Raw genomic sequence first — 20,310 nt, forward strand, 5'->3', positions numbered from 1 at the left:
TTTTTAACTGTCTATTATTAATTCAGGGAGAGATATTATGACTAAATACTATAAGTATTCTAATTATTTAAAGGATAAGTATGGAGCTAAAACTTATAAATTACCTGTTAATCTACCGTTGACCTGTCCTAATCGAGATGGATTTTTAGGTGCAGGAGGATGTAGCTATTGTGGTGAGGAAGGGGCCAGTTTTGAAGAAGCTAGCCCAACTCCAGTTAAAGAACAGCTGCTAGAGATCAAGGAGCCAATCGCTAAAAAGTATAATGCCCAACAGTTTATTGCTTATTTTCAGAATTTCACTAATACCTACTTACCTTTAAATGAATTACTAGATAATATAGCTCAAGCCTTAGAGGTAGAAGATATAGTAGAGATTGCTCTTGCCACCCGGCCTGATTGTATCAATCAAGAGTATATAGAGGGTATTGTAGATTTAATTGAAAATAATGCTCCGGAAGTTAAATTGAATCTTGAGTTAGGACTACAAAGCGTAAATTACCATACTTTAAAAGAGATAAATCGAGGCCATAGTTTAGCAGAATTTATTGCTGCTGTCAATTTAGCTAAGAAGTATGAGGTAGATACTGGAGTCCATCTAATCTTAAATCTGCCAGGTGATAATAAATTAGATACAATTGAAAGTGCAAAGGTAGTTTCAGCTTTAGAAGTTGATAATGTTAAACTCCATGCTTTATACTTAAGAGAAGATACTGAGTTAGGGGCAGAATATCAAAAAGGAGAGTTGGAGATGATTTCGTTAGAAGAGTATCTTGATCGTGTCATAACTTTTTTAGAATATCTTGACCCTAAGATAGGAGTTCAACGATTATTAGGTAAGGCCCCTCAAGAAGGGACTTTATTTGTTAATTGGGGTTATAATTATTCAGAAGTTAATAACTTTATTTTAGAAGAGATGGAAGAGCGAGATACATATCAAGGTAGAAAGTTTGCTTATTTAGAAGGTAAGGCTCTAAGGCAATTTTCTAAATAATTTACTTAATTTATTGCGATCAATTTTGCCAACTTTAGTTCTTGGCATTTTTTCTAGAAACAAAATTTTCTGTGGCTGTTTATCCTTAGCTAGATTAGTCTGGCAGAAGTCTCTAACTTCTTGTTTAGTTAAGGTGGTATCATCTGTAACTATTGCTACTGCTACTTCTTTGCCCTTTAGTTGATTATCAAGGCTGATAACGGCAGCTTGATCTATTTTAGAATAGTTAGTAAGTGTTTCTTTAATCTGATTAAGGTTTATTTTAACACCACCTTGGTTAATGATATCATCTGCTCGGCCAAAAAGGTATAGATAGTTATCTTCATTAATCTTCCCTAAATCATTAGCTGTGGCTTGAGGTTGATAATCAGTTGCTAGATAAGGACTTTTAACCCAGACTAAATTATCTTCAGTCCAAGCTGTAACTTCAGGAAAGATGCGCCCTACAGTGTCTGGTTTTTCAATCATATCTTTTGCTAGAGCATAACTGACATGCCCTAATTCACTAGCTCCATAATACTGGCAGATTTGGGCTTTAGGGAAGTAATTTTGGAGTTTTTTAACTGTAGCAGTATCTAATTTGGCTCCTGTACCCACTAGAGATTTTATCCGTTGGAGTGGTTCTTTAAGGCGCTTAATTAGAATTCTATAGTGGGCTGGAACCATAAAGAGAGCACTGATATTATATTCAACTATATCTTTTAGCCAGCTATTGGGAAAATTAGATTCTGCAAAGACTATAGTTCCACCTTCATAGATTAAATGAATAGCACTATTTAAATTACCGGTATAGACTAGAGGGCCAACTAACAGTAATCTAGCACTACTATCTAGATTAAAGAGTCGACTCTGGTGAGCAAAAGCACTGACCCAGCTTCTATGATTACGCCAGATAATCTTAGGTTGTCCTGTACTTCCTGAGCTTAGAGCACCTAGAAAGAGGTGTTTATCTTCAACAGTTGGTAACTTATTAGACATTTGTTGTGGCAAGGTGAAGTCTTGGTTGATAATCAATTTAGGATTAATACGCTGAATAATATTTTGATAATTTTTCTCTGGTAGGTCAGTAGCAACTAGTACTGAAGCCAGTCCAGCTTTAGATGCCCCTAAGAAATAGACAAGTTCTTCGATTGGATTAGCTAGCTTAATGATTATTTTATCCTGTAAATTTGTTAAAGTGGCTAATTTAGAGGCAATAGTAGTTATTTGCTGATTTAATTCTTGATAAGAAATTTTTTCTTCTCCATTAATCAAAACAGTTTTAGTTGGATCTTGCTGGGCTTGTTGTTTAATGGTCTCGTGGATTAACATGTTAAGCTCCTTTCTTTCTTTTATTAATAGTCATGAGCTATGAGCTGTGAGTCGTGAGCCAATTCAAAGTCAAAATCATAAATATAATCTAAACCTTTGTAATGTTTTTTATAAGGGTTAGGTTTTGACTGTAAAGATTTTGAATTAGCTCATAGCACAAAGTAGATAACTGATAGCAGTGGCACTTTATATCAATTAGGTTTCACTGAAGTAAGATAATATATATTTAAGTGGCTCTCCTAATCAATGTAGCTATTCCTTGGCCACCTGCAACACCGAGAGAAGTGATTCCTAACTCCCCTTGAACTTCCTTTAGTGCTTGTAGTAAATGCAGAAGTATAATAGCTCCTGAAGCACCATAAGGATGACCATAAGCTAAGGCTCCTCCTAAAATATTAACCTTATTTTTTGTTATGTTAAGCTCTTGTAAACAAGCTAGGATTTTGACAGCAAAGGCTTCGTTGATTTCTAAAGCATCAATCTTAGTGATAGAAATATTTTTTTCTTGAAGTAGTTTCTTAATAGCTGGAATTGGCCCTAAAGGAGACAAGTTAGGGTTAACTCCTACTGTAGCTCCTTGAATAAATTTAGCTTCTGGAGTTAGATTATATTCTTTAACTGCTTCTTTAGAGGCTAGAATGATTACTGCTGCTCCATCATGGGTCAGACAGGCATTACCAGCGGTTACTCTCCCTTCTGTTACAAAGGCTGGTGGCATTCTTTCTAGTAGTTTAAGTGATATATTAGGGCGAATAGATTCGTCACTGTCTATCTTTTGGTTATCTTTTTTGATAGGTGCTATGATTTCATCTAGTAGTCCTTTTTGTTTAGTCTTAGTTGCTTTCTGGTGGCTTCTTAGTGCCCACTGATCCATAGCTTGTCGTGATATATCCTTTAGTTGGGCTACTTTTTCGGCAGCTTGGCCCATATCTGGATCACCTAAAGAGGAAGAAGAGAAGATAGCTCTGTCGAGATAATTATCCTCTCTAGTAAACCGAGGGTCATTAGGATTCAATTGACGACGTGGTTCTAGACTTGTACTTTCTACTCCACCAGCTACAATAAGCTCGGCTTGTCCACTTCGGATTAAGTTGGCCCCTAGATTGATAGCACTAAGACCTGAACCACACTGAAAATCAATAGTAGTACCAGGGATTCTAACGGGCCAACCTGCTTCTAATAAAGAAAGGCGGGCCAACCCGCCTAATCCTACAGCATTACCTAATATGACTTCATCTATTTTATTTGCTGTTAAATTATATTTGTTTATAGTCTGGTTTAAGATATTAGCAGCTAGTTTTTCTGGCAAGAAATCTTTAAGTTGTCCATTAGTTTTACCAATAGGAGATCTTAGCCCTCCTATAATAAATACATCTTTCATTAGAGACTTCCTTTAAGGCGCTTTATAATAGGAACACTAATTATAGTAGCAAGTGTTGCTTTTAATAAATCACCAGGGATAAAAGGTAGACTACCTGCCATAAGTGATTTCTGTAGTCCCATATCAGTAATGATATTTAGCCAGATAATACCTAATAGATGAACAACAAGAATCCCCCCAATGATATTAGCTAGACCAATATGTAGATAGGATTTCTTATCTTGAATAATCAGACTAATTACTATAGCACCAACTAGATATCCAATTAGATAACCTCCACTAGGCCCCATAAAGACTCCAATGCCACCTCTGCCTTGTGAGAAAACAGGGATACCAATTGCTCCTAATAGTAAAAAGATCCCCATACTTAGACCCGCTTGTCTAGTTGTTAAAATAGCTCCTGCCAGCATAACAGCAAGTGATTGGCCTGTTACGGGAACTGGACTGAAGGGGATAGGGATTGAAATATAGGATAGTACACTAATTAAAGCTGCGAATATTGCAGCATAAACCATATCTTGAGTAGTTAATTTTTTAAACATTTAGAATTCCTCCTTGATAGTTAATTTGAAACAAATTTGATTATTTACAATACCTAATAATTCATTTTCCTTGGCCCATGATAAATTAATTTGGTTGTTACTTTTAATTGGTTTTGAATAAGTAATAGTTGCTTGTTTAAATAGTTTGTTATGACTTGCTAAATGATCTTCTAAAGTTAATAACAGTAACATCCCCTGAATTACTGGATCTTGTGTTAAATGAATTTGATTAGGATCAGAACTATACTGACTAAATTTATAAATTTGAGTAGTATTAATCTTTCTCCAAGATTGGGATTTAGCGAAAAAAGGTTCTCCTTGTTGTGATTTTTTCTTTTTAGTTTTAATTAAGGTAGATGTTATATTGATTAATTCTTTATTCTTCCTGTTTACTTTTACTTGACATTTAACATAACTCATATTTGTCATAGCTTTAGCTTTCTTTAATCGGCTAGTTAGTATTAAGTTTTGATTTAATTGTGGAATTTCTGTAATATTAAATATTTGTTTGGCTAAATAATATCCAGTATCTATATCTTCTGATAAAGTTGATAAAGCTAAGGTAGAAGCAACCATTGGAGATAATTTTTCTTTCCAGTTAAAATGCAGATCAAAACTTTCTTTCCATTTTTTTAATTCAGTAGAATTTAAATTAATAACTTGTTGTTTCCCACTTTTATCCCTCCTGCTTGATATTATAGAAAATAAATTTAATATTGTCAACCATTAATATTTTAGGTTTACAACAATAAGGTAGAAATTACTACTAAATTTTCTTGACAATTAAGAAGAAGTTACATATACTATTTATCAAACGATATAACTTCAAAAGTTATGATAGGGACTGAAATAATGAATTAGATTACAGAGAATCGGGCTAGCTGAGAACCGAAGTCTAAATCAGTTATTTCTCTCACCCTTAAACTGTATAGTTAAAAGAAATTAACTTTTAGAAAAGTATTGACAACGCAAGTAATATTATTTATACTTAGTAGTAACAAATCAATTAAGTATAAATTTAAAAGCGTTGAAAGGGCAAAGTAAGTAGATGACTTTATTTACAGCGAACTGGATTAGGTGAGAGCCAGAATAAAAAACTCTGCTGAAAATCTCCTTGGAGTTGCAAGCTGAAAGTTAATTTTAAGTAAGCTATGCCGGCAACCTAGGCAAAGGCCTAGGAAGAACAGCATCCGTTATCATATGCTGGAGTATGAAGCATGTTATGGCTTAATATACTGGGCCCGTACGGTCATAATGAAAGTGTCCGTACTTATAATATGTGAGTACTTATTGAGACTATTATCGTAAGATAGTAGTGAATTTGGGTGGTAACACGTGAGGAGACCTCTCGTCCCAGTTAACAGTATTCAACTGTTGATTGAGATGAGAGGTTTTTTTATTAGAATAGATAATATAGTAGATAAGAATTGATTATTCAAAGAGTAGTAAGGAGTAGATTGGAATAGATTAATTACCTAGGGGAGAGTGTACCTAATTTCCTCTATCCGGTCTTGAGCTCTGAGTTGCTACTCAGGGCTTTTATTTTTATATAATACACTAAATGAGAAGTAGAGAAGTAAAAGGAGTGAAAAAAATGGCAGAAATGACTGGTGCTAAAATGTTTGTTGAGTCTCTTTATCGTGAAAATGTAGAGACTATTTTTGGATATCCAGGAGGAGCGGTATTGCCTATTTATGATCAGTTATATGATGCTGACTTTGAGCATATAATGCCTCATCATGAACAGGGTGGTGTCCATGCTGCTGATGGATATGCTCGCACAACTGGTAAGGTTGGGGTTTGTATTGCCACCTCAGGGCCAGGAGGTACAAACTTAGTTACAGGTTTAGCTACAGCTTATATGGATTCTGTACCTATTGTAGCCTTTACTGGTCAGGTACCTAGTTCTATGATAGGAACAGATGCTTTTCAAGAAGCTGATATTACTGGAATTACAGTACCAATTACTAAGCATAATTATTTGGTGCAGGATGTAAAAGAGCTACCGAGAATAATTAAGGAAGCTTTTCATTTAGCCCAAACTGGTCGACCAGGACCAGTATTAATTGATATTCCTAAAGATATTTTAAATTCTAAAGCAGAATTTAATTATCCTACAGAAGTTAATCTACCTGGTTATAAACCTAATTATCAAGGGCATGAATTACAAGTTGAAGAAGCAGCTAAGGCTATTAATGAAGCTAAAAACCCAGTGATTTATGCTGGTGGAGGTGTGATTCTTTCAGAAGCTAGTGATAAACTAAGAGAATTATCTAAAAAGGCTTCGATTCCAGTAACTACTACTTTAAATGGTTTAGGAGCTGTTAATGAGCGAGATGATTTAAGTTTAGGTATGTTAGGAATGCATGGTACGACTGAAGCTAACCTAGCGGTTTCCAATACTGATTTATTAATTACAATTGGAGCTCGTTTTGATGATCGAGTAACAGGTAAGTTAGATACTTTTGCAGCTGAGGCTAAGATTATTCATATTGATATTGATCCAGCTGAAGTAGGGAAGAGAGTAGAAATTGATATTCCAATTGTTGGAGATGCGAGAAGAGTACTAAAAGAATTAAATCCACTAATAGAAGCAAGAGAGAATAAAGAGTGGGCCAAGCAAATTGCTGAGTGGAGAAAATTAGATGATAATAGAGTAGAGGAGAGTAATAAATTATTGCCCCATCAAATTATTGAAGAAATTGATAGTCTAACTAATGGAGAGGCCCTAATAACTACAGAAGTAGGGCAACATCAGATGTGGGCTGCTCAATTTTATCAATTTAGTAAACCTCGTAGTTTTGCTTCATCTGGCGGCTTAGGAACAATGGGTTATGGTTTTCCTGCTGCTATAGGAGTGCAAGCTGGCAATAAGGATGATATAGTTTTTGCTTTGGCAGGTGATGGAAGTTTTCAAATGAACCTGCAAGAATTAGCTACAGTTGCTAAGAATGAATTACCAGTTAATATTGTAGTCTTTAATAATCAGTATTTAGGGATGGTTAGACAGTGGCAAGAAATGTTTTATGATAAAAGATACTCTGCTGTTTGTCTAAAGCAACAAGCTGATTGTCCACCGGGCTGTTCTTCTCCTAGCGAGGATTGTCCTGAGATGAAGCCCGACTTTGTTAAGTTAGCTGAAAGTTTTGGTATTAAGGCTAAGCGAGTTACTGAAGTTGATGAGATTAGACCAGCTCTAGAAGAAGCAATTAATACGTCTGAGCCTTATTTATTAGACTTTATTATTGAAGAAGAAGAGAATGTATTTCCTATGGTACCACCTGGTGGTAGCCTAGATAAGATGGTTTTAAAGGAGGATGTAGAATGAGGCATACTGTTTCAGTATTAGTAGCTAATGAGTCGGGAGTTTTGGCCCGGATTGCTGGTTTGTTTAGTAGACGTGGGTTTAATATTGATAGTTTATCTGTAAGTCGAACTGAAGATGATACTACTTCTCGGATTACATTAGTAGTTGCTGGTGATAAGAGGGAATTAGAACAAGTAACTAAACAGCTTAATAAATTGGTGATAGTCTATAAAGTTAGCGATATAACTAATGATGAAACAGTAGACCGTGGCTTAGCTTTAATTAAAGTGCAGGCTGATTCTAATACCAGATCAGAGATTATACAGATTGTTGATAGTTTTAGAGGTAAAATAGTTGATGTAGCTACTAATTCAATCATGATTGAAATTACTGGAGATGAAAGTAAGATTAATGCTATTGAGAAGTTATTAAATCCATTTGGAATTAAAGAATTAGTTAGAACTGGGAAGATAGCTATGGGGCGAGGTAAGAAGTAATTAATAGTTAACAGTATCTTGATTTAGACCTTAATCTTGAAGACTAATACTATTGGAATTATGGTATTAAATTGATAATTTAAATTGTGAAACAGTTTGATGGTGTTCAGTTATTTAGAATTTGGTTTTAACTGTTAACTGTCAGCTGTTCACTGTACACTAAAACTAATAGAGGAGATGAGTAGAATGGTAAAAATGTATTATAATGAAGATGCAGATTTAAAGTATTTAGAAGGTAAAAAGGTAGCAGTCATTGGTTATGGTAGTCAAGGACACGCTCAAGCACAGAATATGAGAGAGGCTGGTCTAGATGTAATTGTTGGTCAGAGAAAAGGCGGAGCGAGTTATGAGCAAGCAGTTGCCGATGGTTTTAAACCAGTTTCAGCGGCAGAAGCTGCTAAACAAGCTGATGTAATTCAAGTCTTACTACCTGATGAGGTACAGAAAAAAGTTTATTATAATGATATTGAACCTAATTTAGAAGCAGGAAATGCTTTGGTTTTCTCTCATGGATTTAATATCCATTTTGAACAAATTCTTCCTCCAACAGATGTAGATGTTTATATGGTTGCTCCTAAAGGGCCAGGGCACTTAGTAAGAAGAGTTTATGAGGATGGCTCTGGTGTACCATGCTTAATTGCAATTTATCAAGATGCTACAGGAGATGCTAAAGAAAAGGCCTTAGCTCATGCTAAAGGTGTTGGTGGAACTCGAGCTGGTGTAATTGAAACTAGCTTTAAAGAAGAAACAGAGACTGATTTATTTGGTGAGCAGGCTGTATTATGTGGAGGAGCTAGTGAGTTAGTTAGAGCTGGTTTTGAGACATTAGTAGATGCTGGTTACCAACCAGAAATTGCTTATTTTGAATGCTTACATGAATTAAAGCTGATTGTAGATTTAATGTATGAAGGCGGTATTGCTACAATGAGAGATTCTATTTCTGATACTGCTGAGTATGGTGATTTAATTGCTGGTAAGCAAGTAATTAATGATAAATCTAGAGAAGCTATGCAGAAGTTACTAAAAGATATTCAAACAGGGGAATTTGCAAAACAGTGGTTACTTGAAAATCAAGTAGGACGTCCAGCTTACTCTAAGCGCAAAGAAATTGATGCTAATCATCAGATTGAGCAAGTTGGAGAGAAGTTAAGAAGTAAGATGAACTGGATTGAAGAATAAGTTAGTTTTAAGCTGTGGGTTGTGAGTTTTACTCATAGCTCATGGCTGATAACTAATAGCCAAAAAGAAGGAGTGGAGCAGATGCCAGTTAAAATCTTTGATACGACCTTACGTGATGGAGAACAGTCTCCTGGGGTTAGTTTAAGTGTGAAAGAAAAGGTAGAGATTGCAAAGCAATTAGCTAAGTTGGAAGTAGATATCATTGAAGCTGGTTTCCCTATTGCTTCTCCAGGTGATTTTAAAGCAGTGAAAGAAATAGCTCAAGAGGTCTCAGGTCCAGTTATTGCTGGGTTGGCTAGAGCTACTAAAGGAGATATTGACCGAGCTTGGGAAGCTTTACAAGAAGCAAAAAAACCAAGGATTCACACCTTTATTGCTACATCACCAGTGCATATGGAATATAAATTACAAAAGGATCCAAATGAAGTATTAGATGCTGCTGTTAAAGCAGTTAAATATGCTAAGTCTTATACTGCTGATGTTGAATTTTCTGCTGAAGATGCTTTTCGTAGTGATAAGGATTTTTTATGTGATATTTTTGAAGCAGTAATTGAAGCTGGGGCAACAACTATTAATATACCTGATACTGTTGGTTATGCCACCCCAGAAGAGTTTGGTGGATTAATTAGTTATATAAAAAATAATGTTTCTAATATAGATGATGCTATAATTAGTGTTCATTGTCATAATGACCTTGGATTAGCAGTAGCCAATTCTTTAGCAGCTGTTGAAAATGGGGCACAGCAGGTAGAGTGTGCAGTTAATGGAGTAGGAGAGCGAGCCGGAAATACAGCTTTAGAAGAGATTGCTTTAACTTTAAATACCCGCCATGATTATTTTACTAATCAGACTACTCTTAAGCTTAAAGAGATTGCTCGTACCAGTAGATTAGTTAGTCATTTAACTGGGATGCCTATTCAACCTAATAAAGCAATTGTAGGTAAGAATGCTTTTGCTCATGAATCTGGTATTCATCAAGATGGAGTAATTAAAGAGCGTACAACTTATGAGATTATGGATGCTCAAACGATTGGTTTAAAGGAAAACAAGATTGTATTAGGTAAACATTCAGGTCGGCATGCTTTTAAAGATAAAATGGAAGAGTTAGGTTATAAATTAAAAGAAGAAGAGTTAAATTCTGCTTTTAAACGTTTTAAGGATCTAGCTGATAAGAAGAAGGAATTTACTAGTCTTGATTTAGAAGCAATTATGGAAGATGAGATCAGTCAAGTAACTGAAATTTACCAAGTTGATTTATTACAGGTAACAAGTAGTTCTGGATTAGCTACAGCTACTGTTCAGATAGAAAATGAAGGAGAAAAGATTAATGAATCAGCTTGCTCTGAAGGTGGGCCAATTGATGCTGTTTATGAAGCAATTAATCGGATTACAGGTTTAGATTGTAAATTAGTTAATTATAAGATAGATTCTGTAACCAAGGGTAAAGATGCTTTAGGTGAAGTAATTGTTAAGTTAGAATATGAAAATAATTTATATATTGGTCGAGGAGTTAGTACTGATGTAATTGAGGCTAGTGCTAAGGCTTATAACAATGCCATTAATAAAGTTGCGGCGGACTTATAGAATTGATAATTATAAATTATAAATAAATGAAGTCGAGGAGGAAGTAGCTATGGGAATGACGATGGTAGAGAAAATATTAGCAGCCCATGCTGGTAAAGATAAAGTTAAGCCAGGTGAGTTGGTAAATGCTAAAGTTGATTTGGTATTAGGAAATGATGTAACTACACCAGTAGCAGTTAAAGAATTTAATAAAATCGGGGTAAATGAGGTATTTGATAAGGATCGGGTGGCAATTGTTCCAGACCATTTTGCACCTAATAAAGATATTAATTCTGCAGAACAATGTAAGATGATTAGAAACTTTGCCCATAATAAAGAAATTACTAATTATTTTGAAATAGGTGAGATGGGAATTGAACATTGTCTATTACCAGAAAAAGGATTAGCTTTACCAGGGGATATTATTATTGGGGCTGATTCTCATACTTGTACTTATGGTGCTTTAGGTGCTTTAGGTACTGGAGTAGGTAGTACTGATATGGCAGCAGGAATGGCTAGTGGAGAAGCTTGGTTTAAAGTGCCAGAAACAATTAAGTTTGTTTATAATGGAGACCTACAAGATTGGGTCAGTGGTAAAGATTTAATTTTATATACTATAGGTGATATTGGTGTTGACGGTGCTCTCTATAAAGCTATGGAATTTAGTGGAGAAGTAATAGAAGACTTTTCAATGGCTAATCGAATGACAATGTCTAATATGGCTATTGAAGCTGGAGGTAAGTGTGGCTTAATTGAACCAGATAAAAAGACGTTAGAGTATGTTAAGGATAGAGCACAAAGAGATTATACAGTTTATAAAAGTGATGAAGATGCTAATTATGATCAAGTAATTGAGTATGATGTAAGTGAAATTGAACCGCAAGTTGCTTTTCCTCACTTGCCTGAAAATACAAAAGGAATTAGTGAAGTAGAAGATATTGCAATAGATCAAGCTGTAATTGGTTCCTGTACTAACGGGCGATTGGAAGACTTAAGGGTTGCTGCTGAAATATTAGAAGGTAAAAAGAAAGCAGAACATTTAAGATTAATTATCTTCCCTGGAACACAAGAGATTTATCGTCAAGCAATGAAAGAAGGATTAATAGATATCTTCTTAGATGCTGGAGCAGCAGTTAGTACCCCAACGTGTGGGCCATGTTTAGGTGGTCATATGGGTATTTTAGCTAAAGGAGAAAGAGCAATTGCTACAACTAATCGTAATTTTGTTGGTCGAATGGGTCATCCAGAAAGTGAAGTGTATTTATCTAATCCAGCAGTAGCAGCGGCTTCAGCTATTAAAGGAAAAATTGTTAGTCCTAAGGAGGTTTTGTAAAACTCCAAGGAGGACTTTATATTATATAAGTAAGAAGTAAGTATAAGAAAACAATTGCAAAAATATTGAAGTATTAAGGGAGGAAAAGAAATATGGATATCCAAGGAAAGGCCTGGAAGTATGGAGACGATATAGATACGGATGTTATTATTCCAGCTCGTTATTTAAATACGTCTCAGCCAGAAGAGTTGGCTAAACATTGTCTAGAAGACTTAGATGAAGATTTTGTTGATAAGATGGAGCAAGGAGATTTAATTGTAGCCCAAGATAACTTTGGTTGCGGCAGTTCTCGTGAACACGCTCCACTAGCTATTAAAGCAGCAGGTGTCTCTTGTGTGATTGCTAATTCATTTGCTCGGATTTTTTATCGAAATTCTATTAATATAGGATTGCCAATTTTAGAATGTCCTACAGCAGTAGAAGCAATTGCAGAGGGAGACCAGATAGAAGTAGATGTTGAATCAGGAACTATTAAGAATTTAACTAAGGCTGAAGAATATCAAGCGGAAGCTTTTCCTGAATTTATGCAAGAGATTATGGCTAAAGATGGACTTGTAAATTACGTTAAAGAGCGAATTAACAATTAAAAAGCAATTAACAATGGACAATGTACAATTGATAATTGAAAAATCAAAGCCATAGTTAAACTTAATTAATTTTTTATATAAAGATTAAGTTTGAATCTGAGGTTGATTAAATTTTAAAACTATTAGATTTAAATAACATGAACCACTATGTGATAAAAGTTTTTCAGACCTGATAGTTATATTCTACATTGATATTATTTTATTTCAGAATTACTTGGGAATATTTTAATGATGTTTAATTGTCAATTCTAAATTGTAAATTAAAAAAGGAGTAGTGAGTAGTGATGACAAAAAGAATAGCAGTAATACCTGGTGATGGAATTGGCCCAGAAGTTGTAAGTCAAGGGGTAAAGGTTTTAAAGAAGTTAGAAGAGATTAGCGATTTAGATTTTGAATTTAAGGAATTTCCTTTAGGAGCAGAACACTATTTAAAAACAGGCGAGTTAGTAACAGATGAGGTTAAAGAAGAACTAGCTAATTTTGATGCTATTTATTTAGGGGCAGTAGGAGATCCACGAGTTGAACCTGGTGTTCTAGAACATGGGATCTTACTTGACTTAAGATTTTCTTTTGATCAGTATATTAATTTACGTCCAATTAGATTATATGATTCTAGATTTACTCCACTTAAAGATAAAAGTCCTGCAGATATTGATATGATGATTGTACGAGAGAATACAGAAGGTCTATACTCTGGAGTAGGAGGTTTTTTAAAGAAGGATACTGAAGATGAAGTAGCTACTCAAGAGATGGTTAATACTTATAAAGGAGTAGAAAGAGTAACTCGTTATGCTTATGAGTATGCTAAAAACCAAAGTCAAGAACAGAAGTTGACTTTATGTGATAAAAGTAATGTGTTAACTTATGCTCATGATTTATGGCAAAGAGTCTTTGTAGAGTTAGGAAAAGAATATAAAAGTGTTGACCAAGATCATATGTTAGTAGATGCTATGACAATGAAGCTGGTACGTAATCCAGAAGATTTTGATGTAGTAGTAACCTGTAATATGTTTGGTGATATTATTACTGATTTAGGTGCTGAAATTCAAGGAGGCATGGGCTTAGCTGTATCAGGTAATATTAATCCAGAGGGAGTTTCTATGTTTGAACCAGTTCATGGCTCTGCTCCAGATATTGCAGGAGAGAATAAAGCTAATCCACTAGCAGCAGTTCTAGCAGCTAGTATGATGGTAGAAATCTTAGGTTATTCTAAAGAAGCGGCTAAAGTAGAAAAAGCAGTGAAATTATCTTTACAAAATGATCAGACTACTCCTGATATGGGTGGTAGCCTAACTACAGATCAAGTAGGAGATCATCTGTGTAGTCTATTAGAATAGAGGTGGAGTAAATGTTAAAGATTTATGACACTACTTTGCGTGATGGAAGTCAACAAGAAGGAATTTCTTATTCTACTGAAGATAAAATAAATATAACTAAGCAGTTAGATAAACTAGGAGTTAATTATATTGAAGGGGGTTGGCCCGGTTCTAATCCCAAAGATATAGAGTATTTTAAGCGAGTACAAGATTTAGAATTAAAAAATGCTAAAGTAACGGCTTTTGGTAGTACTCGCCGGGCCAATCTTACTCCTCATGAGGATAAAAACTTAAATGCTATTTTAGATTCTGGAGTAGAGGTAGCAACTATCTTTGGTAAGGCGTGGAATCTTCATGTAACTGATGCTTTAGAGACGAGCCTAGAAGAAAATTTAAGAATGGTAGAAAGTTCAGTATCTTATTTAAAGGAAGAAGGACTAGAAGTTCATTTTGATGCTGAACACTTCTTCGATGGGTATAAAGCCGATGCTGATTATGCGCTAAAGGTTTTACAAGCTGCCCAACGGGGTGGGGCTGATAGTTTAGTTCTTTGTGATACTAATGGAGGGAGTATGCCTTTTGAAATAAGAAGTATCATTAAACAGATTGAGAGTCAGCTAACAACTCCATTAGGAATTCATGCTCATAATGATTCCGATGTAGCTGTTGCTAACTCTCTAATAGCTGTTGAATCTGGTGTAAAACAGATTCAAGGTACTCTTAATGGATATGGTGAACGTTGTGGGAATGCTAATCTATCTTCTATCATACCCAATTTAAAATTAAAATATAACTATAATCTTGAAATTGACGATAAGCAGTTAAAGTATTTAACAGAAGTATCACGTTATGCTAGTGAAGTAGCTAATTTAACTCCACCAACTCATCAACCGTATGTTGGGGATAGTGCTTTTGCTCATAAAGGTGGGATTCATGTTAGTGCTATCTTAAAAGAACCAGAGACTTATGAGCATATTGAACCAGAATTAGTAGGTAATAAACGTAATGTATTAGTTTCTGAGTTATCTGGCAAGAGTAATTTGATTTATAAAGCAGAAGAATTAGGAATTAAACTAAATCAGGAAACTACTGACTTACGTCAAGTGTTAGAGCAGATTAAGGAATTAGAACACCAAGGCTATCATTTTGAAGGGGCTGAAGCTTCATTTGAATTGTTAATAGCTAAAGCTACTGGAACTTATAATAAATTATTTGAGTTAGAAGGAGTTAGGATCATTACTGAGAAGCGAGGGGAGTTGGCCCCTGTTTCGGAAGCTACAATTAAAGTTAGAATAGATGGGCAGCGAGTACATACTGCTGCTGAGGGTAATGGTCCAGTAAACGCCCTTGATAGTGCTTTAAGGAAGGCTTTAGTTAGATTCTATCCTTGTTTAAAAGAAATACATTTAATTGATTATAAGGTAAGAGTTTTAGATGGTAATGATGGTACAGAGGCTAAAGTAAGAGTACTAATTGAATCTGGTGATGGACATAATACTTGGGGTACAGTAGGGGCTTCAACAAATATCATTGAAGCCAGCTGGCAGGCTCTAGTAGATAGCATAGAGTATGGAGTAAGATTAAAGAAACAATAAATAATAAAGAATCACTAGAACGAAATATTAATTAGTTCATGATAGGCTTTCTATTTTTAGAAAGCCTAGAATAGATAGCATAGAGTATGGAGTAAGATTAAAGAAACAATAAATAATAAAGAATCACTAGAACGAAATATTAACTAGTTCATGATAGGCTTTCTGTTTTTAGAAAGCCTAGAATAGATAGCATAGAGTATGGAGTAAGATTAAAGAAACAATAATTAATAAAATAGCAGTAAAGAAAAGCCTATCTAGTTTCCGGATAGGCTTTTTGTTTTTAGAAACTTTAGAATAAACAGTATATTGAATATTCATAAAGACTCCTCTAGCTTCTTTTGTAATCATTAATAACCTATGGTATAATTTAATATGAACTTCTATTAAATAGGTATAGACCTATACTCCTTGATCCCTTGTTTTTAGGAAGAGGAGTTTATCTGTAAGGAGGATGTAAAATGAATAAGATTAGATTAGATGAAGACAGTCCGATACCATTGTATTATCAATTAGAAAATTTGATTCGAGAGAAGATTGAGAATGGGAAATATAAAGTAGGAGATAAGATTCCTTCAGAAAGGAAATTTAGTGAAAAAGTTAATTTAAGTAGAATGACTATTAGAAAAGCTATTGGCAATTTAGTAGAGAAGGGTATTTTAGAAAGAAGAAGAGGACAGGGAACTTTTGTTTCTGATTCTAAATTAGATTCTTTTCCAGGATTAATAGGATTCAATGAGCATATTGAAATGAAAAACATGACTCCTTCTAGTAAAGTAATAGAACAAAAAACTATTCCAGCTAATTATGAGATTGCAGAGAATTTGAAGATTGAAGAAGGAGAAGAAGTGATTTTAACATCGAGATTGCGATTAGCTGATGGAAATCCAATTGGATTCGAAAAATCTTACATCCCTTATTATATTTGTCCTAAGCTAAAGGAAATTGATTTATCTCAAGGTTCTATTTATCAGACTTTAACTGCAGAAGGATATAAACCAAATAAAGCAAATCAAGAAATTGAAGCTATATTAGCTGATAAACATATAACTGAGTTACTTGGAGGAAAGGTTGACCAACCAATTTTAAAAAATACTAGAGTAACTTTTTCTGGTAATACTCGAGTAGAATTTAGTTTTAATTTTTATAGGGGAGATAAGTATAGTATACACACGACATTGTCTGATTTATAGGAGGGAAAATATGAAAATTTTATTGGCTTGTGTTTGTGGAATGAGTACAAGTATGTTAGCAGAAAAGATGAAACAAACAGCCCAAGAAAAAAATATTGATATTGTTGTTGAGGCTAATACGGTCGATAATGTTACAGAAATTATAAAAAAATATGATGTAGTTTTATTAGGGCCACAAGTTGGATATAAAAAGGAAAGTTTACAAGAAGTAGCCAATGAGTATAGAATTCCATTAGAAGTGATTGACCCACTGCCCTATGGTAAATTGGATGGAGCAACAGTTTTAGACCAAGCTATAGCTTTGATTAATTAGTTAAAAGTTATACCCCTTTAAGTAACAAAATAATTTATTAATATACCTTTATTTGTTTTATTTGGTATATTATAATTATTAAAAGAGGGGGAACTAAAATGAATTTAGAGATTAATGATTTTTTAAGGACAAGTATAGTTCCAATTATGACTAAGATATCTAATCAGCGCCATATTAAGGCTATTAGAAAAGGATTAATTGATATTATACCTATAACTTTTATAGGTAGTTTGGCATTGATCTTAAATAGTTTGCCTGTTAATTTGGCTATTATAGATAATAATTTACTTCTTAATATTCTTGAAATAACTTTAGGGATGTTTGGGGTTTTTGTAGTTTTATCAGTCAGCTATAATTTGTCATTAGAATATAAATTGAATCAATTGTTTGTGGCTGCAATCGCATTAATAAATTATTTGTTAGTTCTTATCCCATTTAAAGATGCTACTCTGCACTTGAAATATTTAATTAATGGTAATTTATTTACAGCAATTATAGTAGCAACTTTAACAGTAGAAATAATTAGATTTATAAATAATATAGAAGTGAATATTCAATTTCCAGAGGCTATTCCTAAGACTACTATTAATTTTTTATTTTCTTTAATTCCTAATTGTATTGCTATTATATTTTTTTATATTATAACTTTTGTATTACAACATAGTTTTGGCATCTTATTGCCTACGTTAGTCATAAAGTTTTTTTCTCCTATTAGTAACTTGATTGATAGTCCTCTTGGAGTCTTTTTCTTTGGAATGTTGGCCCAATTATTATGGTTTACAGGAACTCATGGAGTAATAACTGTAGGTGCAATTTTGAGGCCTTTTTTGGAACAGCATTGGTTGCTAAATGCCAATTCGTATCTTGCAGGTGAACAAATGGCTTATATTTTCACAATGCCCTTTTGGAATTTTTATATGTTAATTGGAGGGTCAGGCGCAACATTAGTATTATCTTTTTTGTGTAGAAAGAGTAAAGTAAAACAGTTAAGAGAGATAGGAGAAATTAGTTTGTGGCCTGGTTTATTTAATATTGATGAATCAATTATTTTTGCTTCTCCTCTTGTAGCAAATAAAATAATGTTTATTCCTTTTGTTTTTATTCAACCTTTTATTGGTGTAATTGCTTATTTTGCTACTAAATGGGGTTGGGTAGGGAAAGCATTTATTAGAGTGCCTTGGGTTATGCCAGCACCAATTGGTGCTTTGATTTCTACTTTAGATTGGAATGCTTTTATTTTAGTGATGTTATTAGCATTTTTGTCTGGAATAATATATTATCCTTTTTTTAGGAAGTATGAGTCTTATCTCCTTGAAGAACAAGATAAGGAAAAATGTTGACAATGATAGTATTGAGTGTTATAATTTAAATAACAAGTGATTTTTGGTTGAATAATGGTCTAGACCTGCACACCACAATGGCTTGGATAAAAAAGAAGTCATTGTAATTACAATTTTAATAAGTAGATAACTTAGTGCTAAAGCCACTTATAAGTTTATAACTTCGATAACATATATAATCTCTCATAATAAAAGGTATGAACTACCACTTTACCAAGTTAATAACCTGGTATTAAAACTCCTTATAAGTCTATAACTTTCCGTAACGTATAATTCCTTGTAGCTAGCTATTAAAGTGATAAGAATATAAGTTTAGAGAAAGCTTTTATTTTCTAGATCAGTGGTATAGTCCTATACCCCTACAATTAAGAGATGAATTATTTATAATAATTGTAGATAAGTCAATAAGTTAGTAAAGATTATATAGTAACCAAAAGTTACTATATAGGAGTAAATTAAATTAATAAGGAGGCAGTTAAATGAATAACAAAAAAATTATATCAATGGCATTAACTTTAGTTTTATTAGCAGGTTCATTATTCTTTGTTGCAGATACTAGTAATGCTTGGTGGATTTTTGGTGATGATGAAGCTAAAGAAGAAAAAAAATCTGGTAAGGTGACAATCGAGGTTGCTACTTGGGCAGATGAAGCTTTAAAAGCAAAAGGTGGTGTCATTGATCAATTTGAGGAGAAGTATCCAAATATTAATGTAAAAGTTTCTAAAACAGCTTTTGCTGACCATCATAAGACATTAATAACTAAAATAGCAGCTGGTGGGGATGTTCCTGATGTAGCTTTTATTGAAGTTTCTTATGTTGGTAATTTTGCTGCTAAAGGTGGTTTTGTAGATTTATCTAAGGCTCCTTACAATGCAGATCAATACAAAGAAAATTATGTTGATTATGCTTATAGCCATGCTAAAACTACTGCTGGTAAATTAATCGCTGTACCTACAGATACTGCTCCAGCAACTGTTTATTATCGTAAAGATCCTCTTAATAAATTAGGATATACTAGAGCAGATATGCAGACTATGCAAGACTGGATTGAAGCAGGAAAGAAATTTGCTAAAGATACAGATGGTGATGGAAGTAATGATAGATGGTTAATAGCTGATGCAGCAAATATTTTCAATATATTTGCTAGAAGTGGTGAGAATCGATATTTTGATGAAGAGGGTAACTGTATAGTTACTGCGGAAAGATTTGTAAAGGGTATGAAGATTGCTAAAAAGATAAGAGATTTAGGTCTAGATGCTGGTGTGCCAGCTTGGAGTGGTGAATGGGTTGCAGCATTGAAAAATGGAACTGTATTAATGGAACCAACAGGAGCTTGGTTAGGTGGACATTTAAAAGGTTGGATTGCTCCTAAAGATAAAGGTGAATGGAGAGCAACTAATTTACCTAATGGAATGTACGCTCAAAATGGTGGTTCTTTTGCTGGAATTCCATTAGATGCAAAGCATAAAGAAGCAGCTTGGAAGTTTATTAAGTTTTATTCTACAAATACAGATATTCAAGTTCAAAACTTTAAGGTAGCTGATACCTTCCCAGCTTGGAAGCCTGCTTTTGATCATCCTATTATGGATAAACCAGTTGAGTATTTAGGAGGACAAAAAGCTAGAAAAATGTGGGTTAAGGCAGCTAGGAAGATACCAACTGTTGTGACAAATAAGAATGATATGATTGCTGAGCAAATTGTAGGTAATGCTTTATCAGCAGTTTTAGAAAATGGTAAAGATCCAGTAAAAGCATTAAAAGATGCTAAAAAACTAATTGAAAGACGAGTTAGGTAATTTAAATAAATAATTAAGTTATAAGTAATGAGTTATGAGTTAGAAAATATAATAAGATAATAATTTTCT

Annotated in this window: 17 protein-coding genes and 1 other annotated feature; of the genes, 13 read left to right on the top strand and 4 right to left on the bottom strand. The window is 33.8% G+C overall.

Annotation, left to right across the window (positions count from 1 at the left end; genetic code table 11):
* The first annotated feature begins 37 nt into the window (after positions 1-37).
* Positions 38-991: a tRNA modification radical SAM protein MnmL/YtqA gene (mnmL, locus tag HALHA_RS01210; RefSeq protein ID WP_015325976.1), complete on the top strand. Its 954-nt coding sequence runs from the start codon at positions 38-40 to the stop codon at positions 989-991.
* Here the strand turns inward: mnmL and HALHA_RS01215 are convergent.
* The 4 genes from HALHA_RS01215 to HALHA_RS01230 form a co-directional block, all read right to left on the bottom strand.
* Positions 971-2,302, bottom strand: a complete 1,332-nt coding sequence (locus HALHA_RS01215; protein ID WP_015325977.1) for a class I adenylate-forming enzyme family protein — start codon at positions 2,300-2,302, stop codon at positions 971-973. The two genes, mnmL and HALHA_RS01215, sit on opposite strands and share 21 nt — an antisense overlap.
* A gap of 226 nt (positions 2,303-2,528) precedes the next feature.
* Entirely contained in the window at positions 2,529-3,683 is a 1,155-nt protein-coding gene (locus HALHA_RS01220) for a thiolase family protein (protein ID WP_015325978.1), read from the bottom strand.
* Positions 3,683-4,225 (bottom strand): biotin transporter BioY, encoded by a 543-nt coding sequence (locus HALHA_RS01225; RefSeq protein WP_015325979.1) that lies wholly within the window; start codon positions 4,223-4,225, stop codon positions 3,683-3,685. Before HALHA_RS01225 ends, HALHA_RS01220 begins: the two co-directional genes overlap by 1 nt.
* Entirely contained in the window at positions 4,226-4,948 is a 723-nt protein-coding gene (locus HALHA_RS01230) for a hypothetical protein (protein ID WP_015325980.1), read from the bottom strand.
* 295 nt (positions 4,949-5,243) lie between these two features.
* Positions 5,244-5,584: a binding site (T-box leader), on the top strand.
* A gap of 235 nt (positions 5,585-5,819) precedes the next feature.
* Here HALHA_RS01230 and ilvB point away from each other — a divergent pair.
* The 12 genes from ilvB to HALHA_RS01290 all read left to right on the top strand — a co-directional run bounded on the left by ilvB (position 5,820) and on the right by HALHA_RS01290 (position 20,241).
* Entirely contained in the window at positions 5,820-7,553 is a 1,734-nt protein-coding gene (gene ilvB, locus HALHA_RS01235) for a biosynthetic-type acetolactate synthase large subunit (RefSeq protein ID WP_015325981.1), read from the top strand.
* Positions 7,550-8,029 carry an acetolactate synthase small subunit gene (gene ilvN, locus HALHA_RS01240; protein WP_015325982.1) on the top strand — a complete coding sequence of 160 codons (480 nt, stop codon included), beginning with the start codon at positions 7,550-7,552 and terminating at the stop codon, positions 8,027-8,029. The genes ilvB and ilvN overlap by 4 nt, the downstream gene beginning before the upstream one ends.
* Before the next feature lie 177 nt (positions 8,030-8,206).
* Entirely contained in the window at positions 8,207-9,208 is a 1,002-nt protein-coding gene (gene ilvC, locus HALHA_RS01245; RefSeq protein WP_483788248.1) for a ketol-acid reductoisomerase, read from the top strand.
* A 48-nt stretch (positions 9,209-9,256) separates the two neighbouring features.
* Entirely contained in the window at positions 9,257-10,792 is a 1,536-nt protein-coding gene (locus tag HALHA_RS01250; protein WP_281098767.1) for a 2-isopropylmalate synthase, read from the top strand.
* Positions 10,793-10,841: 49 nt separating this feature from the next.
* A complete protein-coding gene (gene leuC / locus HALHA_RS01255; protein WP_015325985.1) occupies positions 10,842-12,104 on the top strand; it encodes a 3-isopropylmalate dehydratase large subunit in 1,263 nt (420 codons plus the stop codon).
* A gap of 92 nt (positions 12,105-12,196) precedes the next feature.
* A complete protein-coding gene (gene leuD, locus HALHA_RS01260) occupies positions 12,197-12,691 on the top strand; it encodes a 3-isopropylmalate dehydratase small subunit (protein WP_015325986.1) in 495 nt (164 codons plus the stop codon).
* Between the two features lie 284 nt (positions 12,692-12,975).
* Positions 12,976-14,028 carry a 3-isopropylmalate dehydrogenase gene (locus HALHA_RS01265; protein ID WP_015325987.1) on the top strand — a complete coding sequence of 351 codons (1,053 nt, stop codon included), beginning with the start codon at positions 12,976-12,978 and terminating at the stop codon, positions 14,026-14,028.
* An 11-nt stretch (positions 14,029-14,039) separates the two neighbouring features.
* The gene (gene cimA / locus HALHA_RS01270; protein ID WP_015325988.1) at positions 14,040-15,602 is read left to right on the top strand and encodes a citramalate synthase; all 1,563 of its coding nucleotides are present in this window, start codon (positions 14,040-14,042) and stop codon (positions 15,600-15,602) included.
* 458 nt (positions 15,603-16,060) lie between these two features.
* Positions 16,061-16,792 (top strand): GntR family transcriptional regulator, encoded by a 732-nt coding sequence (locus HALHA_RS01275; protein ID WP_015325989.1) that lies wholly within the window; start codon positions 16,061-16,063, stop codon positions 16,790-16,792.
* Positions 16,793-16,802: 10 nt separating this feature from the next.
* A complete protein-coding gene (locus HALHA_RS01280; protein ID WP_015325990.1) occupies positions 16,803-17,105 on the top strand; it encodes a PTS sugar transporter subunit IIB in 303 nt (100 codons plus the stop codon).
* Between the two features lie 98 nt (positions 17,106-17,203).
* Positions 17,204-18,445 (top strand): PTS sugar transporter subunit IIC, encoded by a 1,242-nt coding sequence (locus HALHA_RS01285; protein ID WP_015325991.1) that lies wholly within the window; start codon positions 17,204-17,206, stop codon positions 18,443-18,445.
* 479 nt (positions 18,446-18,924) lie between these two features.
* On the top strand, positions 18,925-20,241 hold the full coding sequence (locus HALHA_RS01290; RefSeq protein ID WP_015325992.1) for an ABC transporter substrate-binding protein: 1,317 nt from the start codon (positions 18,925-18,927) through the stop codon (positions 20,239-20,241).
* Positions 20,242-20,310: the final 69 nt, after the last annotated feature.

It is taken from the genome of Halobacteroides halobius DSM 5150 (assembly GCF_000328625.1).
In the GTDB taxonomy this organism is placed as follows: domain Bacteria; phylum Bacillota; class Halanaerobiia; order Halobacteroidales; family Halobacteroidaceae; genus Halobacteroides; species Halobacteroides halobius.

Coding starts and splice junctions, on each gene's coding strand:
- mnmL (WP_015325976.1), top strand. CDS start 38: ATGACTAAATACTATAAGTATTCTAATTATTTAAAGGATAAGTATGGA.
- HALHA_RS01215 (WP_015325977.1), bottom strand. CDS start 2,302: ATGTTAATCCACGAGACCATTAAACAACAAGCCCAGCAAGATCCAACT.
- HALHA_RS01220 (WP_015325978.1), bottom strand. CDS start 3,683: ATGAAAGATGTATTTATTATAGGAGGGCTAAGATCTCCTATTGGTAAA.
- HALHA_RS01225 (WP_015325979.1), bottom strand. CDS start 4,225: ATGTTTAAAAAATTAACTACTCAAGATATGGTTTATGCTGCAATATTC.
- ilvB (WP_015325981.1), top strand. CDS start 5,820: ATGGCAGAAATGACTGGTGCTAAAATGTTTGTTGAGTCTCTTTATCGT.
- ilvN (WP_015325982.1), top strand. CDS start 7,550: ATGAGGCATACTGTTTCAGTATTAGTAGCTAATGAGTCGGGAGTTTTG.
- ilvC (WP_483788248.1), top strand. CDS start 8,207: ATGAGTAGAATGGTAAAAATGTATTATAATGAAGATGCAGATTTAAAG.
- leuC (WP_015325985.1), top strand. CDS start 10,842: ATGGGAATGACGATGGTAGAGAAAATATTAGCAGCCCATGCTGGTAAA.
- leuD (WP_015325986.1), top strand. CDS start 12,197: ATGGATATCCAAGGAAAGGCCTGGAAGTATGGAGACGATATAGATACG.
- HALHA_RS01265 (WP_015325987.1), top strand. CDS start 12,976: ATGACAAAAAGAATAGCAGTAATACCTGGTGATGGAATTGGCCCAGAA.
- cimA (WP_015325988.1), top strand. CDS start 14,040: ATGTTAAAGATTTATGACACTACTTTGCGTGATGGAAGTCAACAAGAA.
- HALHA_RS01275 (WP_015325989.1), top strand. CDS start 16,061: ATGAATAAGATTAGATTAGATGAAGACAGTCCGATACCATTGTATTAT.
- HALHA_RS01280 (WP_015325990.1), top strand. CDS start 16,803: ATGAAAATTTTATTGGCTTGTGTTTGTGGAATGAGTACAAGTATGTTA.
- HALHA_RS01285 (WP_015325991.1), top strand. CDS start 17,204: ATGAATTTAGAGATTAATGATTTTTTAAGGACAAGTATAGTTCCAATT.
- HALHA_RS01290 (WP_015325992.1), top strand. CDS start 18,925: ATGAATAACAAAAAAATTATATCAATGGCATTAACTTTAGTTTTATTA.